The sequence below is a fragment of the Bacteroides sp. 2_2_4 genome (assembly GCF_000157055.1).
Lineage (GTDB): Bacteria > Bacteroidota > Bacteroidia > Bacteroidales > Bacteroidaceae > Bacteroides > Bacteroides ovatus.
This window is the reverse complement of sequence record NZ_EQ973370.1, coordinates 35,350-52,945: the sequence shown is the minus strand read 5'-3', so window position 1 is coordinate 52,945 and position 17,596 is coordinate 35,350. Positions and strand designations below refer to the sequence as shown.

11 protein-coding genes are annotated in these 17,596 nt (G+C 41.0%); 6 read left to right on the top strand and 5 right to left on the bottom strand.

Annotation, left to right across the window (positions count from 1 at the left end):
- From BSCG_RS03650 to pelA, 4 genes are all read left to right on the top strand, one after another.
- On the top strand, positions 1-453 hold a 453-nt coding region (locus BSCG_RS03650), incomplete at its 5' end, for an efflux RND transporter periplasmic adaptor subunit (protein ID WP_032849781.1).
- 15 nt (positions 454-468) lie between these two features.
- Positions 469-3,501, top strand: coding sequence for an efflux RND transporter permease subunit (locus BSCG_RS03655; protein ID WP_008777234.1), 3,033 nt, complete (start codon positions 469-471; stop codon positions 3,499-3,501).
- Positions 3,498-4,838 carry a TolC family protein gene (locus BSCG_RS03660; RefSeq protein WP_008777233.1) on the top strand — a complete coding sequence of 447 codons (1,341 nt, stop codon included), beginning with the start codon at positions 3,498-3,500 and terminating at the stop codon, positions 4,836-4,838. The genes BSCG_RS03655 and BSCG_RS03660 overlap by 4 nt, the downstream gene beginning before the upstream one ends.
- Positions 4,839-4,989: 151 nt before the next feature.
- The gene (gene pelA, locus BSCG_RS03665; protein WP_008777232.1) at positions 4,990-6,084 is read left to right on the top strand and encodes a pectate lyase; all 1,095 of its coding nucleotides are present in this window, start codon (positions 4,990-4,992) and stop codon (positions 6,082-6,084) included.
- A 167-nt stretch (positions 6,085-6,251) separates the two neighbouring features.
- Here pelA and BSCG_RS03670 read toward each other — a convergent pair whose 3' ends face one another.
- Positions 6,252-7,889, bottom strand: coding sequence for a fumarate hydratase (locus BSCG_RS03670; RefSeq protein ID WP_004299191.1), 1,638 nt, complete (start codon positions 7,887-7,889; stop codon positions 6,252-6,254).
- Positions 7,890-7,923: 34 nt separating this feature from the next.
- Between BSCG_RS03670 and BSCG_RS29105 the strand changes: the two genes are divergently transcribed.
- Positions 7,924-8,184 carry a hypothetical protein gene (locus BSCG_RS29105; protein ID WP_224262987.1) on the top strand — a complete coding sequence of 87 codons (261 nt, stop codon included), beginning with the start codon at positions 7,924-7,926 and terminating at the stop codon, positions 8,182-8,184.
- Here BSCG_RS29105 and BSCG_RS03675 read toward each other — a convergent pair.
- The 4 genes from BSCG_RS03675 to BSCG_RS03690 form a co-directional block, all read right to left on the bottom strand.
- Positions 8,156-10,147, bottom strand: a complete 1,992-nt coding sequence (locus tag BSCG_RS03675; RefSeq protein WP_008777231.1) for a DUF4954 family protein — start codon at positions 10,145-10,147, stop codon at positions 8,156-8,158. The two genes, BSCG_RS29105 and BSCG_RS03675, sit on opposite strands and share 29 nt — an antisense overlap.
- Before the next feature lie 92 nt (positions 10,148-10,239).
- Positions 10,240-11,502, bottom strand: a complete 1,263-nt coding sequence (hflX, locus tag BSCG_RS03680) for a GTPase HflX (protein WP_004326261.1) — start codon at positions 11,500-11,502, stop codon at positions 10,240-10,242.
- A gap of 102 nt (positions 11,503-11,604) precedes the next feature.
- A complete protein-coding gene (locus tag BSCG_RS03685) occupies positions 11,605-13,065 on the bottom strand; it encodes a SusD/RagB family nutrient-binding outer membrane lipoprotein (RefSeq protein ID WP_004299187.1) in 1,461 nt (486 codons plus the stop codon).
- A gap of 13 nt (positions 13,066-13,078) precedes the next feature.
- Positions 13,079-16,195 carry a SusC/RagA family TonB-linked outer membrane protein gene (locus tag BSCG_RS03690; protein WP_004299186.1) on the bottom strand — a complete coding sequence of 1,039 codons (3,117 nt, stop codon included), beginning with the start codon at positions 16,193-16,195 and terminating at the stop codon, positions 13,079-13,081.
- Between the two features lie 449 nt (positions 16,196-16,644).
- Here BSCG_RS03690 and BSCG_RS03695 point away from each other — a divergent pair.
- The coding region (locus BSCG_RS03695) for a site-specific integrase (protein ID WP_008777229.1) at positions 16,645-17,596 on the top strand (952 nt) is incomplete at its 3' end.

The following is a 17,596-nucleotide window of genomic DNA, read 5'->3' as shown; positions in this document are numbered from 1 at the left end:
AAATTCTCCGTACCGGAACGTTATGCCAAGCAAATCAAGAAGGGAACTAACCTCAACTTCAGTGTGGAAGGAACGTTGGATGCTTTCGGTGCACAAGTATACGCTGTAGAATCGGCTATCGACCCGAATCTGCATCAATTTACCGCTCGTGCATTATACCCGAATGTTCATCACACCTTACTTCCCGGCCGTTACGCAAGCGTATTATTGAAAAAAGAAGAAATTCCTAATGCGATAGCCATCCCTACAGAAGCAATCGTGCCGGAAATGGGTAAGGATAAAGTCTATCTGTATAAATCAGGAAAAGCCGAACCGGTGGATATTATTACCGGCATCCGCACGGCATCTGAAGTACAGGCAATAAGAGGGCTGCACATAGGAGATACAATCATTACTTCAGGAACACTACAGCTCCGCACCGGGCTTGCAGTCACACTTGACAATATTGATTAATAATACCAGCGCCCTATGAATATATCCGAATTAAGTATACGTCGCCCGGTATTAGCCACAGTATTAACGATCATTATCCTCCTTTTCGGATTCATCGGATACAACTATCTGGGTGTCCGCGAATATCCGTCAGTGGATAATCCGATCATTTCCGTGAGTTGCTCTTATCCGGGAGCTAATGCCGATGTTATCGAAAACCAGATAACCGAACCGTTGGAACAGAATATCAACGGTATTCCCGGTATCCGTTCTTTGTCCAGTGTGAGTCAACAGGGACAAAGCCGTATTACAGTAGAATTTGAGTTGTCCGTCGATTTGGAAACAGCAGCCAACGACGTGCGTGACAAGGTTTCACGTGCCCAACGTTATCTGCCTCGCGACTGTGACCCTCCGACTGTCTCAAAAGCGGATGCCGATGCCCAACCGATCCTGATGGTTGCTCTTCAAAGTGATAAACGTTCCCTGTTGGAATTAAGTGAAATAGCGGACTTGACTGTAAAAGAACAGTTACAGACCATTTCCGATGTAAGTAGTGTATCTATCTGGGGAGAAAAGCGTTACTCCATGCGTCTCTGGCTCGACCCGGTTAAAATGGCCGGCTACGGAATCACTCCTATCGACGTTAAAAACGCCGTAGACAATGAGAATGTGGAACTTCCTTCCGGTAGTATCGAAGGAAATACCACCGAGCTGACTATCCGAACACTGGGATTGATGCATACCGCAGATGAATTCAATGATTTGATTATCAAAGAGGAGAATAACCGTATTGTCCGTTTCAGCGATATCGGACGTGCCGAACTGGGACCTGCCGACATCAAGAGTTATATGAAAATGAACGGTGTTCCGATGGTAGGTGTCGTTGTTATTCCACAGCCGGGAGCCAACCATATTGAGATTGCGGATGCGGTATACCAGCGTATGGAACAGATGAAAAAGGACTTGCCGGAAGACGTACACTATAACTACGGTTTTGATAATACCAAGTTTATCCGTGCGTCTATCAATGAGGTAAAGTCAACGGTGTATGAGGCTTTTGTACTCGTAATTATCATTATCTTCCTCTTCCTGCGTGACTGGCGCGTTACATTGGTGCCTTGTATCGTAATTCCTGTCTCCCTTATCGGTGCATTCTTCGTCATGTATCTGGCCGGATTCTCCATCAATGTGCTTTCCATGCTCGCCATCGTACTATCGGTGGGACTGGTGGTAGATGATGCCATCGTTATGACGGAAAATATATACATCCGTATTGAGAAAGGAATGGCTCCGAAAGAAGCGGGCATAGAAGGAGCCAAAGAAATTTTCTTTGCCGTTATTTCAACGACTATCACACTGGTAGCGGTATTCTTCCCGATCGTCTTTATGGACGGAATGACGGGACGACTGTTCCGTGAGTTCAGTATCGTAATTTCCGGTTCGGTTATTATTTCCTCATTTGCCGCATTGACTTTCACACCGATGCTGGCAACGAAATTGCTCATAAAACGGGAAAAGCAGAGTTGGTTCTATGCCAAAACAGAACCATTCTTTGAAGGAATGAACCGGCTATACAGTCGGTCACTTGCCGCTTTCCTCGGCAAACGCTGGATCGCTCCCCCATTTACTTTCATCACGATTTGCCTGATTGGTATTCTATGGAATGCAGTTCCTGCGGAAATGGCTCCACTTGAAGACCGTTCGCAAATCAGTATCAATACACGAGGAGCAGAAGGTGTCACTTATGAATATATCCGGGATTATACGGAAGATATCAATCAGCTGGTAGACTCCATTCTTCCTGATGCGGAATCAGTGACTGCCCGTGTATCTAGTGGTAGCGGAAACGTGCGTATCACATTGCATGACATGAAAGACCGTAACTACACACAGATGGAAGTTGCCGAGAAGATTTCGAAAGCGGTGCAGAAGAAAACGATGGCGCGTTCATTCGTGCAACAACAGTCTTCTTTTGGTGGACGTCGTGGAAGTATGCCTGTTCAATATGTACTTCAGGCTACCAATTTGGAAAAGTTGGAAGAAGTACTGCCTAAGTTTATGGCTAAAGTATATGAGAATCCTGTCTTCCAGATGGCGGACGTCGATTTGAAGTTCAGTAAGCCGGAAGCACGTATCCAGATCAACCGCGACAAGTCCAGTATTATGGGAGTAAGTACCAAAAATATTGCTCAAACGCTGCAATATGGATTGAGCGGTCAGCGTATGGGATATTTCTATATGAACGGTAAGCAATATGAGATTCTTGGTGAAATCAACCGCCAGCAACGAAACAAGCCGGCTGACTTGAAAGCAATTTACGTTCGTAGCAACAGTGGGGATATGATTCAGTTGGATAACTTGATTGAGTTGGAAAGCGGTATTGCTCCTCCAAAGTTATATCGCTATAACCGTTTTGTGTCAGCTACGATTTCTGCAGGATTGGCAGATGGAAAAACAATCGGGCAAGGTTTGGACGAGATGGATAAGATTGCCAAGGAAACACTGGACGATACTTTCCGCACCGCCCTGTCGGGAGACTCGAAAGAATATCGTGAAAGTTCTTCCAGTCTGATGTTCGCCTTTATCCTGGCCATTCTTCTGATTTACCTGATTCTGGCAGCCCAGTTTGAAAGTTTCAAAGATCCGCTGATTATCATGTTGACAGTACCACTGGCTATTGCCGGAGCTTTGGTCTTCATGTATTTCGGAGATATTACGATGAATATTTTCAGTCAGATCGGTATTATCATGCTGATCGGTCTGGTGGCGAAGAACGGTATCCTAATTGTAGAGTTTGCCAACCAGAAACAGGAAGCCGGAGAAGATAAGATGAGTGCGATTAAAGATGCTGCCCTGCAACGTCTCCGCCCGATTCTGATGACAAGTGCCTCTACGGTTTTGGGACTTATTCCGCTGGCATTTGCCACCGGAGAAGGTTGTAACCAGCGTATCGCCATGGGTACGGCAGTGGTGGGTGGTATGGTCGTATCCACTCTGCTTACGATGTACATTGTACCGGCTATTTACAGTTACATTTCGACTAACCGAATCAAAAAATTACAAGAATGAAACAGAAAGGAATTTGCATGAAACGCATCATTTATATAACCATTGCATGTGCCTTCTTATCAGTCTCTTTTGCAAAGGCACAAGTCCTCACTCTAAAGGAGTGTCTGGAAGAAGGATTGCAAAATAATTACTCTTTACGTATCATCCACAACGAAGAGCAGATCAGCAAAAACAACGCAACGTTGGGAAATGCGGGTTACCTGCCTACATTGGACTTCTCTGCCGGATATACCGGAAACTTGGACAATATTGAAACCAAGGCGCATGCTACCGGAGAAATAACAAAGAATAACGGAGTCTACGATCAGACGGTTAATGTCGGTCTTAACCTCAACTGGACTATTTTCGACGGATTCAATATCAGCACCACCTACAAACAGTTGAAAGAACTGGAACGTCAGGGAGAAACCAACACCCGTATCGCTATTGAGGATTTTATTGCTGCCCTGACTTCCGAATACTATAATTTTATTCAGCAGAAGATTCGTCTGAAAAACTTTCATTATGCAATGTCGCTTTCCAAAGAGCGCTTACGCATAGCCGAGGCTAGTCACCTGGTTGGTAAGTTTTCAGGACTGGATTATCAGCAGGCAAAAGTGGATTTCAATGCAGACAGTGCCCAATACATCAAACAACAGGAATTGCTCCATTCTTCACGCATCCAGTTGAATGAACTAATGGCCAACAACAACGTCAATCAAAACATTATTATCAAAGACTCTACCATTGACGTACACAGCGACTTGCAATTTGATGACTTGTGGAATTCTACGTTAGCAACCAATGCTTCTTTGCTTAAAGCCGATCAAAACACGGTACTTGCCCAATTGGACTACAAGAAAATAAACTCACGCAACTATCCATATCTCAAATTAAATACCGGATATGGATATACGTTCAACAAGTATGACATCAACGCAAACAGTAGAAGAGGTGAACTGGGTTTCAATGCCGGAATAACTGTCGGTTTTAATATATTCGACGGTAATCGCCGCCGCGAAAAGAGAAATGCGAGTCTGGCTTTCAAAAATCGTCGTCTGGAACGACAGGACATGGAGTTAGCACTCCGCTCTGATCTCAGTAACCTATGGCAAGCCTATCGCAACAATCTCCAATTGTTGAATCTGGAACGTCAGAACCTGATAACCGCCAAGGACAACCACGATATTGCCATGGACCGTTATATACAGGGAGACCTCTCCGGTTTTGAGGTGCGCGAAGCACAAAAAAGTTTGTTAGATGCAGAGGAACGCATCCTCTCTGCCGAATACAATACGAAACTTTGCGAAATATCCCTGTTGCAAATCAGCGGAAAGATTACGAAGTATCTGGAATAAGGAAGTAGTTTCCATTTATTTTTTTATTGGGTTAATCTTCTTATCGGGAAGGTTAACCCAATTTTTACTGCATAAAAAACAGTTATTACATATCGTTGTTTTTCTTTCTTTCTACATTTGCATACCATAAAAACATTAAATAATAAAAGCCATGAGAAAACTAAGTCTTTTCTTACTATTACTTTTTATCCTGACAAATGCCTCAGCCCAAAAAGCAACAGATTACAGAAAACAGCAAAACTACAAAGAATGGGTACACATCGCTCCCAAATTTGACGATGATTTTTTTAAGACAGAAGAAGCCCAACGCATTGGTGACAACGTGTTACTGTATCAACAAACTACCGGAGGCTGGCCCAAGAATATCTATATGCCGGCAGAACTGACGGAACAAGAATATAAGGCGGCACTAAAAGCCAAAGAGGATATCAACCAAAGCACAATCGACAACAATGCCACCACGACAGAAATAGAATATCTGGCACGACTTTATCTGGCTACACAGAAAGAGAAATATAAAGAAGGAGTGCTGAACGGTATTCAATATCTGCTCAAATCGCAGTATGAAAACGGAGGATGGCCTCAATTTTATCCACGTCCCAAAGGTTATTATGTACAAATCACCTACAATGACAATGCAATGGTAAGAGTCATGAATCAACTTCGGAGCATATACGAAAAGAAAGCTCCATATACTTTTCTTCCTGACAATATCTGCGAACAAGCACGCAATGCATTCAACAAAGGTATAGAGTGTATACTCAAAACGCAGGTGTGCCAAAATGGTGAATTAACAGTATGGTGCGCCCAACACGACCGTGTCACTTTGGAACCCTGCAAAGCACGTGCTTATGAACTTCCGTCACTAAGCGGACAAGAGTCGGACAATATTGTATTGCTGTTGATGTCACTTCCTAATCCATCCACAGACATTGTAAAATCCATAGAAGGAGCAATCAAATGGTTCCAAAAGTCTAAAATAAAAGGAATACAGAAGGAATATTTCACTAACGGTGAAGGTAAAAAAGACTATCGTATGGTTCCCTGTGAAGACTGTCCAACTCTCTGGGCACGTTTTTATGAACTGGAAACGAATCGGCCTTTTTTCTGCGACCGTGACGGCATTAAAAAATATGATATATCGGAAATCGGGCATGAGCGCCGGAATGGTTATAGTTGGTATAACAAAGATGGTAGTAAGGTATTGAAGAGATATGAAAAATGGAAAAAAGAACAGAACAAGTAATCACAAATGATGAAAGGCTGATATCTACACTACAAAAATAAATATCCGGAAAGTCTTTAAGTCCTCAAAAGATGAAATCCCCTCACTACATTGCAGAGTGAGGGGATTTTATAAATTCAGGGCATTTAGCCTCTTCTTAAAGTTTTATCCCAACAGGTTAAAACCGGTTATTTTGTGCAATTCCACGGTTTCAACTGTTTGAAGAAGTCATTACCCTTATCATCCACCAAGATAAATGCAGGGAAGTTTTCTACTTCAATTTTCCAGATGGCTTCCATACCCAATTCCGGATATTCCACACATTCGATGCTCTTGATGTTATTCTGTGCAAGGATAGCTGCCGGACCTCCGATAGAGCCAAGATAGAAACCACCATATTTCTTACAAGCATCTGTCACTTGCTGGCTACGGTTACCTTTTGCCAACATGACCATGCTGCCGCCATGACTTTGGAACAGTTCTACATAAGAGTCCATACGTCCTGCTGTAGTAGGACCCATAGAACCACAAGCCATGCCTTCCGGAGTTTTTGCCGGACCTGCATAATAAATAGGATGATCCTTAATATATTGTGGCAAGTCTTCGCCGCGATCCAAACGTTCTTTCAGTTTAGCATGGGCGATGTCACGACCTACGATGATCGTTCCGTTCAATGACAGACGAGTAGCTACCGGATATTTAGTCAGCTCTTTCAGGATTTCAGGCATCGGACGGTTCAGGTCGATCTTTACAACATCACCTTCACCTGCTTGACGCAGTTCTACAGGAATAAGTTCGCCCGGATTTGAATCCAGTTTCTCAATCCAGATACCTTCCTTATTGATTTTACATTTGATGTTACGGTCGGCAGAGCAAGATACTCCCAAGCCTACCGGACAAGAAGCACCGTGACGAGGCAAACGGATGATGCGTACGTCATGAGCAAGATATTTACCTCCGAATTGCGCGCCCAATCCAATTTTGTGAGCTTCTGCCAAAACTTCTTTTTCCAGTTCGATGTCGCGGAATGCACGGCCATATTCGTTTCCAGTAGTCGGCAAGTTATCATAGAAATGAGTAGAAGCCAGCTTCACTGTCAATAAGTTCTTTTCAGCAGAAGTTCCACCGATCACGAAAGCGATATGATAAGGAGGGCAAGCGGCTGTTCCCAATGTTTTCATTTTTTCAACCAGGAATGGAACCAGTGTACCGGGATTCAGGATCGCTTTTGTTTCCTGATACAAATATGTCTTGTTGGCAGAACCACCACCTTTTGTTACGCAAAGGAATTCGTATTCCATACCTTCGGTAGCTTCGATGTCAATCTGTGCAGGGAGGTTACATTTTGTATTTACCTCATCATACATATTCAAAGGCGCATTCTGTGAATAACGCAGGTTCTCTTCAGTGTATGTTTTATATACGCCCAGTGAAAGCGCTTCTTCATCAGAATATCCAGTCCATACCTGCTGTCCTTTTTCACCATGGATAATAGCAGTACCAGTGTCCTGACAGAAAGGAAGTACACCTTTTGAAGCAACTTCCGCGTTACGCAGGAAAGTCAATGCCACATACTTATCGTTTTCACTTGCTTCCGGATCACTCAGAATCTTAGCAACTTGTTCGTTGTGCGAACGACGAAGCATGAATGATACATCACGAAAAGCTGCATTAGCCATCGCAGTCAAACCTTCTTTCTCAATTTTCAGGATAGGATTTCCTTCAAACTCGCTTACTGATACATAGTCTTTTGTAAGCAGATAATACTCAGTTGTATCTTTTCCCTTTTCAAACATGGGCTGATACTTAAACGGAGGTGTTGCCATAAGTTTCTTATTTTATTACGTAATGTTAGTTAGTGTGGCAAAGGTAGTAATTAAGAATGAAGAATGGCGAATGATGAATGAAGAATTAAGAATGAATAACGGAGAAAAGCAGGAACAGCAAAAGACAATCATAAACAATAAACAACGAGCGGTAAACAAGCTATGCCATTCATTGACATCTGCCGTTCACCGCTCACTATTTTATTTACAGTTTGCTATTTATCATATCCTGTTTATCATCCACAGTTCGCCATCTGCCACTCCTATTATGATTCGATTGCTTCAATCCGTTTGATTAACTCGTTTCCAAGAGCTGTTTTATCTTCAATATGTTTCAAGACGGCAGTCACAAAGGTATTACTTTCGAAATCACCGCGTACTTGCTCAAAATCCTGCTTCATTTCGTCGTGGGAGCCGTCAGCACCAAATCCGGTCATGGAAGACAACGAAAATTCTTTCTTGGCATCCTCATATACCATCTTATCCAATCCGACAACAGCTTGCTGCCACGCTTTCACAATACCGATGATATCTTGTGCCGTAATCGTTTCCGGATCTAAGCCATAGAATTCCTGAATCTTATGATAAGCCCATGTCCATTCATAGGTATAATAATTCTCGTGCATTTCCGCGAAACTTGCATTGATGGATTTCAAACGATTGACTGTTCCATTCTCAATACCATCCAACAATCGGTCGATTTCACTCTTGGGAGCAATCAGTCCGGAAACATCCACCCATTCGCCAAGTCCGATTTCCGTGTCAGGTTTCAGTCGCTGACGGATTTCTTCATTGGTCTGGAAATTAATACCCTCCAATCGTTTTATGATGGAGTTTCCCAAGAACTTGTGAATGGCGATTTCATAAAAACGAATTCCGTTATTCAGAGAAGAGTTCTTGATTTTAGCACTCTGGTAGGAGTAGATCTCTGAAGTTTCACCGGATACACGTTTCAATTCTTTCAAAATGGAACGTCCTTTAAACATCTTCTGAATGGTATAAGGACTCAGCAGGTTATAATTGATATAATCCAGCCGGTTCGGATCTTTTCGCTTATCACGCTTTGGCCATTTCTGTGCGTCACGGATAGTACCTACACTTCTCAAATTAACTCCCGGAACCAGATAAGTGGTATTCCGCTGCTCTATCAGGTAAGAGAAAGGAAGATTGGAAGTATCGGCATGATTAACATGACGTCCCATTACCAAAGAGAAAGCCCCGACACGTGCCGGCCACAGGATATATGAATCGGAAGTGGTCTTCGCTCCTCTCTCCATCGTTCCCTGATGGATAGGACCTAACTTATACATGTGATTACTCTGATTGGACCCCGAACCCGCATTCATAAACGAGAACATACCGGCAATCAATAAAGTAGATTTATGGTGTGTCACAGTGAAAGGACCTGCAAAAATAGCACATGCCTCACCGTTCTCTCCCTGACAATTACTGAAGAATAAAGAATCGGAAGCGGAATAATTGTGTCCCAGTTTACAGGATTGTCCGACGAAACAACGAGTCAACATCGTGCCGTCATCCACTTTAGAGCCGGAAGAGATGATAAAGTCATCACAGATTACACCATGTCCGATATGTACAGGTGCCGTCACATTACTATTGACGCTGCCATTGGATAAGCGGCAGGTCCCACAGATATGGCAGTAATCACCAATCCGGACATTCTTGATCGAGCCCGTATTGAGAATCATCACATGATTGCCAATACTGCCGACAGCAGAAGCATGTTTATTGGAATAATAATCCGCAATAGATTTCATACGGTTTATCAGCTCGGGACGATGGCGGTACAGTGCAAGAATATATGCCTGGTGCGCAGACAATTTATCGTTCATCAACACCTCACGGCCTCCTGTTTCATTCAAGACAGCCACTTCTACCCCATTACCAAAAGTGCTTAACCTATCCACTAAAATAATATCTACATTCTCAATGAAGGTGTCACTGCCAATCTCATAATTAGCAATATAGTTCTGTATATTCTCAATACAGCAGTTATCGCCCACCGACACATTGTGCAACGTCACATGACGTAATCCCGAATGTTTCTTGATTCCCCCCGGCAATGTAAATTCAGCTTCGAATACCCCCAGTTTTACTTCACCCGAGAAACGGGTATGATGGACGTACTCACAATTAAAACCCTCTGCCACTGATACATTTCCCCAATCATCGGCCAGACATGACTGGCTCTTCAACTGAAGTATCTCATCTTCAGTCAATCTACGATAGTCTTTCATCTTAATAATGTGTTAATGTGCCTATATGCCAATGTGCCAATTCTGATGCAGTACGCGCAACCAATTGGCACATCAGCACATTAGCATATTGATTATTCTTCCTCTTCTTCTTCGTAGGTCTGATAAAGAAAATCGTTATAGGGATATTTCTGAACGTGTAATTCTTTCACTCGCTGATAAACTACATTTTTCAGTTCGTCTATATTGATTCGTTCGCGGGCGGAAATAAAAAGGCAGTTATCCTCCATTTTTGCCATCCACGTCTTCATCAGTTCTTCGAGTGTTAAGTTTTCCTTTGTTCGGGGGGTAAGGTCGTCCGGCGCTTTCTCCACGTAGGTGTAAGCGTCTATTTTATTAAATACAAGTATCATAGGTTTGCCACTGCCGCCAATCTCTGCCAGGGTCTTGTTCACCACCTCAATCTGTTCCTCAAATCCGGGGTGAGAAATATCGACTACGTGCACAAGCAAATCTGCTTCACGTACCTCATCCAGGGTAGATTTAAAAGATTCTACCAAGTCGGTAGGTAACTTGCGAATAAACCCTACTGTATCTGACAACAGGAACGGTAGATTATCGATAATCACTTTGCGCACAGTAGTGTCTAAAGTAGCGAACAGTTTGTTTTCCGCAAACACTTCACTCTTGGAGAGAAGATTCATCATGGTTGATTTTCCCACATTGGTATAACCAACCAGTGCAACACGTATCATGCGTCCGCGATTCTTGCGTTGGGTAGCTTTCTGCTTGTCAATCTCCGCCAGACGTTCTTTCAGCAATGACATACGGTTCAGGATGATACGGCGGTCCATCTCAAGCTGTGTTTCACCCGGACCACGAAGTCCCACGGAACCTTTACCACCACCGGCACCGGAACCACCTCCCTGGCGTTCCAAGTGAGTCCAAAGCCGCTGCAAACGCGGCAACATATATTTATACTGTGCCAGTTCTACCTGTGTCTTCGCATTGGCTGTCTGCGCACGCATGGCAAATATATCAAGAATCAGTGAAGTACGGTCCAGTATCTTCACTTTCAGTTCAGCTTCAATATTACGAATCTGTTTCGCAGAAAGCTCATCATCAAAGATGACCATTCCTACTTCACGTTCTGCTTCCTCTTCGTCATGGATATATTGTCTGATTTCTTCCAACTTTCCTTTTCCAACATAAGTCACAGAGTTAGCCGTCGGCAACTTCTGTGTAAATCGTTTCACAACTTCCGCCCCAGCCGTCTCGGCAAGGAAAGCCAGTTCATCCAGATACTCGTTTGTTTTACGCTCATCCTGCGTCTGTGTGATGAGTCCTACAAGCACTGCTGTTTCTACTTTGGCTTCGGATATTACAAATTCTTTCATTCTTTACTTCTATTATATATAATAATGTGGGCGCAAATATAACAAAAAAAAAGAGGACAATGTTTTATTGTCCTCTTTTTCGTATCATTTATGGTAATTCAATTATAAATCAAACCATAGTTTTTCCCAGATTTTCGGAGATTCTTTCGGTGCATTAATATTAGCTGTCATTTCTTCAGGACTATATTCCCATCTTCTGATCAATTCTTTTGAAGTTGCATCTTCCGGGACTTGCAATGTCGGGACCTCGTTTCCGGCAGTACCAGATCGCCTCCATTGTACAAACTCCTCAAACGGACGATCCATCAAATCAATCCATTGCTGCATATGAATCTCATACAGAGCTTTTTCCTGGGTCATCGTTGTCAATTCCGGTAAACCTGTAACATATGTATCAATATCGGATTCCGCAACTCCATAAAAAGCACATGCTTCACGAATTCCTTTCAGGTACAGTTCATTAGCTTTCGACAGATTTTGAGCAACTCCTAATCCGCGCGCATAAGCTTCTGCTTCCAAAAGTAGCTGTTCTTGACAAGAATAAATCAATTCCGGAGCGTCTCTTCTGAAAAGGTAGTTGCTTACAACAGATGACAGTAGATTTTCTTCATCATCCGTCTTTGCAGCCTCTCTATTACCCAACCCCCGGTATACACCATCCGCACCCGGTTCAAAATAACAGGGAATACGGGGATCATTACGTTCTTGCATCGGTTTCAACATATAATTGCTGGCAAAGAACAATATTTGTGTCCCCCCAACCAATTCTATAAGTTCATATTTAGGGTTCTGGTTACCCGGATCTGTAGAGTAAGGAAATACCAAATTGTCCGCTGCTGATGCAACCATTCCTCCAGCCTGCAGCAACGTACCAATAGCAGCAGCCTTAGAAGGGTCTTTATCTACCATAACCATCAATGTTCTGAATTTTAAAGACTTTGCCAAAGTCATCCATTTGTTCATATCACCTTTGTAATAGATATCGTACTCATCAATTGCATTAGCATCATTCAGATCTATAAGCTGTAATGCCTCATCAAGTAATGACAAAACACCATTCAATACACTTTCCTGAGAATCAAATTTCGGATATTTAATTGTTCCGTTCCAGGATTCTGTGAAAGGAATATCTCCCCACAACATCGTTGCCTCATACATATGCTCAGCCAAAAGAATCTTACACTGCGCAATAGCATTGTGATTCACCGGTTCTGACTCTTCTGCATTTTTAATAGCTAACATCAAATTATTGCCACCTACAGAATAATAATGTTTCCAGACATTCCCTGTACTATAAGGAGAAATAGTATATACAGATTCATCCCAGCCACCGTAATCAAGTCCACCATCAACTTGACACTGCGAACTCATAGATAAAGGAATATAAAAGTCACCACCAGTGCGTGTTCCAGCCCAGTTTACAGCTACATAGTTAAACAAATACCCGGGATCAACTTTCTCGGCAGTATTGGGATCATGGTTAATATCGAGCCAATCGCTACATGAAGTTAAACATGCCAAAGCGCTCAATGCGTATGTTAATATTTTCTTTTTCATTATCATATTCGTTTAAATCTTACAATGTTAATCTGACATTAAATCCAAAACTTCTGGTAGAAGGTATGCTGTTAAACTCTACACCACCCCCAATCTGAGAAGGACCGAAGAAGTTAGCTTCCGGATCAATATGTGGCACATGATCTTTAATAATCCATAAGTTACGTGCCTCAAAACCTAAATCCAATGATTTAACAAAAAAGCTCTTGAACCATTTGCGTGGGAAGCTATAAGACAACTGTACCTCTCTGAGTTTTACAAATGATGCATTATAGATATTCCCTTCATTATTACTAGAATTGGATATATGCTGCCAATAATCCTGCATACTTTTCACAGGAACATCATTAGGTCTATATGTTCCATCATCCTGAAGGATTACACCCGGCTCAATAAAGGAAGCATCTTCACGGTGAGCTATTGTTTCAGCAGCCAAACCGCTACTTCTTAAATTAGCTACAGTCTCTGAATACAAAGAACCTCCATGACGGATATCAATCAAGAAACTCAAGGTAACTCCCTTATAAGTAAATGTATTGTTGATTCCCATCGTAAAATCAGGATATACATCTCCTAAACGCACGTTATTAACAGTTTCTCTCAAACCTGTTTTAGAATTAATCACATAATTTCCTTGGTCATCACGTTTCCAACCCGTGCCATACAAGCCAAACGAATCTCCTTTAGCAGCCTTAATTTGTAAACCGCTCAGTCCACTCGTTAACGTATATTCATCAAGTCCTTCAGCTAACTCCTCCACTGTCTGCTTATTTGAAGCAAATGTTGCATCCAGGTCCCATTTAAAATCACGTGTTTCCACAGGAGTCAACCCCAAAGTTACTTCAACACCTTTATTGGCAATCTTCCCGGCATTAATATTATTGGCAAAGTAGCCTGTTGACAATGGGACATCAATACTTACAATCTGATTCTTTGTAATATTGCTATAATAAGTCATATCTAACCTAATTTTTCCACCGAAGAAACGCAAATCAGCTCCAACTTCAAAAGAACTTTGATTTTGCGGCTTCAAATTCTCATTTGGTAAGACACGAGGTCCCGTAAAGCCAACTAATCCCATATGGGGGAAAGTGTTAACATTACCCAGATATTGCAAAAAGTAAGTACTAGCGGGAGTATATTTAAATGCCAAATTGTACGGATCTTCATCACTACCCACATTAGCATAACTCAAACGAACCTTACCAAAATTCAGAATATCTTTGTTTTCCATCAACTCCGTAAAAATAAAACTACCACTTATGGAAGGATAGAAATAGGAACGATTATTGATCGGTAGAGTAGACGACCAGTCATTACGTCCTGTTACATTTACGAAAAGCATATCTTTGTATCCCAAACTAATATCTCCATATAAACCAACAAGACGTTTCTTTTCATAATAATTTACCGGAGTAGTAGACTTCGCATTAGTATATGTGTATAGCCCATCAACAACCAGATTCTGCGCCTGCACATTTTCATTCTTCCATTCCTCCTGATAGAGATTATGCCCCATCATTACCTTAAAATGATAGTCATTTGCAAAAGTCTTCTCGTAAGAAACCATTAAGTCATTATTTATAATTCTTTTATACAAATTCCAAGTCTGGAACTTTCCGTTCAAGGCTCCTACAGTACCTTTTGCATATACCTTACGCCTTCCTTCTGTGTAAAAATCTGTTCCGGCATTATTGGTGATAGTCAGTCCTTCAATCGGTTTATAAGTCAATGTGATATTACCAATCATACGATCTAAATTATTGGTAAACTTATTCTTATTAATAATCCAATATGGATTATTACTTTTACCTTCCGGATCTAATGTGATTTGCTTTCCATTCTCATCCACCCAATTCTTTTGAATATCATGTATATCAATAGTTCTCGGCAATCCATTAATCAATGGAATCAGTAGGTTACTATCATTTGCACCTTGCGCTGGACGACCTTCAGAGTCGGAACGTATATATTGAGCAGAAATACGACCTGTGAAGTTCTTAGTAAAATTCATACCCGCATTGACAGAAAAAGCGTATTTATTATAGTCAGATCCAGGTACAACACCAGTCTGATTAGTAGAAGTAAAGCTCAAACGGAAGTCCGCCTTTTCACCACCCCCCGCAACTGATACATTATTAATATAACTCATTCCCGTTTCATAGAAATCCTTTACATTATCAGGATTTGCCTTCAAAGTCACTTTATCACCTTTGTAATCTGTAAACTGCTGATCTTGTACCGATGAGATCTTCGGTCCCCAACCATTCAACATTTTCACATTATATACACCATAACTGCCTTGTGCATATTCATTTTGAAAGTCAGGTAACTTTAGTACATTTTCAAATCGTGTAGAAGAGTTTACTGTTACAAACACCGGTGAGTTCTTCTTTCCCTTCTTAGTAGTAATAACGATAGCACCATCCTTTGCACGCGCTCCATACAATGCTGTTGCAGCTGCTCCCTTCAATACATTGATAGATTCAATATCATCTGAATTAATATCCCCTGCACGATTACCGACATCAACTATACCATTAGTTCTGTCAGGGTTATAGGAACCATTGTCAATTGGAAGCCCGTCAATAATAAATAAAGGAGAAGAAACGGTACCAATAGACGAAGCTCCACGAATCTGTATACTTGAACTACCACCTACCGTACCAGATGATTGGGCTATTTGCAGTCCCGCAATCTTACCAGACAATGAATTAAGTACATTACTTTCACGTGCTTTAGTTATTTCATCTCCCTTCACACTAGATACGGCATAACCTAGGGATTTTTCCGATCGCTTAATCCCCATAGCTGTCACTACAACCTCATCTAGATTTTGGGAATCAGACTTTAGCACAACTTTTAAAGTTGGTTTGATCACCACTTCTTGCGTCTGCATACCAATATACGAAATCTGCAAAGTCTTTGCAGAACTTGGTACATTCGACAAATTAAAATTACCATCTACATCTGTGATTGTACCCAGAGTGGTACCTTTTACCAACACAGAAGCGCCAACAACTGGCTGCCCGTCTTCTTCAGAAATCACAACGCCTGTGACCTTTTGAGTCTGGGCAGTTACTAGGCCTATGCCCACAAAAAGGCATGCCAATAACAGCATTAATTTTCTTTTCATAAATTCTCTCTTAAAGTTTAACTTTACATTATTTGCATCTTTACTCTAACAATTTGCAAATATATTAATAAAACTGAAACTAGCAATTATATTAATAAAAAAAGGTTGCAAATATAACATTTTGTTATTTTACAAGCTGTATTTATGCCGATAAGCATATTTTTTTCAACCAAAAGCTTTGATTGCTAAAACAGCAATTGACACTTTGCATAAGCAAAATGCCTCTTTTAATATTTCTTTTACTCGTTTTTAGTCATAAAACACCTTTAAAAGCCATTCTTTTTGCTTTTTTCGTGAAAAAGCGAATAAAAAAGTGGCATTTAATTTAAAGTTTTGTGAATACCAAGTGATTTGAAGATTTATTTTTTAGAGATATTAATGCTTATTCGCCTCTGATATAGCACAGAATTACGTCTAATTTGTTCTATTATTAATTAAAAAATGAAAGTATGGAAAAGATCAGTTACAACCTTGTGTTTAACAGAAAGAAGAGATTGAATAAAAGAGGAATGGCATTAGTTCAGGTAGAAGCCTATCTGAACAGGAAAAAGATGTATTTCTCCACCAAAATATATCTCAAACCGGAACAGTGGGATGCCAAACGAAAAATGGTGAAGAATCATCCTAATGCGAATGTTTTGAATCGTATGTTATATGAAAATATAGCAGCTATTGAGCAAACAGAACTTGGACTATGGCAACAGGGAAAGTCCATATCGTTAGATTTATTAAAAAATTCTATTGATAAACCTCTAAGCAATGGAAGGTCGTTTTTGACTTTTTTTAAAGAGGAGATAGCCAATTCTTCTTTGAAAGAAAGTACCCGTCAAAATCACCTTTCCACGCTTGAATTACTTCAGGAGTTCAAGAAAGAGGTATTATTTACCGATTTGACATTTGAGTTTGTGTCTTCATTTGATAATTATCTGCAATCTAAAGGTTATCACCTTAATACTATTGCCAAGCACATGAAGCATCTGAAACGATATATTAATGTTGCAATAAATAAGGAGTATATGGATATACAGAAGTATGCCTTTAGAAAATATAAAATTAAAAGTATAGAAGGAAGCCATACACACTTAGCTCCGGAAGAGTTACACAAATTTGAGAATTTGCAGCTGACTGGAAGATATACGAGACTGCAAAAAACAAAAGATGCTTTTTTATTTTGCTGTTATGCTGGATTACGATATTCTGATTTCACTAATCTGACCTCTGCAAATATTGTTGAGTTCCATCAGGAGACTTGGATAATATACAAATCTGTCAAAACAGGTATGGAGGTACGCCTTCCTTTATATTTATTATTTGAGGGTAAAGGAATCCAGATATTACAACGCTATAAAGATGACCTCAATAGTTTTTTCAAGTTGAAAGACAATTCTAATATTAATAAGG

Coding starts and splice junctions, on each gene's coding strand:
- BSCG_RS03685 (WP_004299187.1), bottom strand. CDS start 13,065: ATGATAATGAAAAAGAAAATATTAACATACGCATTGAGCGCTTTGGCA.
- BSCG_RS03670 (WP_004299191.1), bottom strand. CDS start 7,889: ATGGCAACACCTCCGTTTAAGTATCAGCCCATGTTTGAAAAGGGAAAA.
- pelA (WP_008777232.1), top strand. CDS start 4,990: ATGAGAAAACTAAGTCTTTTCTTACTATTACTTTTTATCCTGACAAAT.
- BSCG_RS03660 (WP_008777233.1), top strand. CDS start 3,498: ATGAAACAGAAAGGAATTTGCATGAAACGCATCATTTATATAACCATT.
- BSCG_RS03690 (WP_004299186.1), bottom strand. CDS start 16,195: ATGAAAAGAAAATTAATGCTGTTATTGGCATGCCTTTTTGTGGGCATA.
- BSCG_RS03675 (WP_008777231.1), bottom strand. CDS start 10,147: ATGAAAGACTATCGTAGATTGACTGAAGATGAGATACTTCAGTTGAAG.
- BSCG_RS03655 (WP_008777234.1), top strand. CDS start 469: ATGAATATATCCGAATTAAGTATACGTCGCCCGGTATTAGCCACAGTA.
- hflX (WP_004326261.1), bottom strand. CDS start 11,502: ATGAAAGAATTTGTAATATCCGAAGCCAAAGTAGAAACAGCAGTGCTT.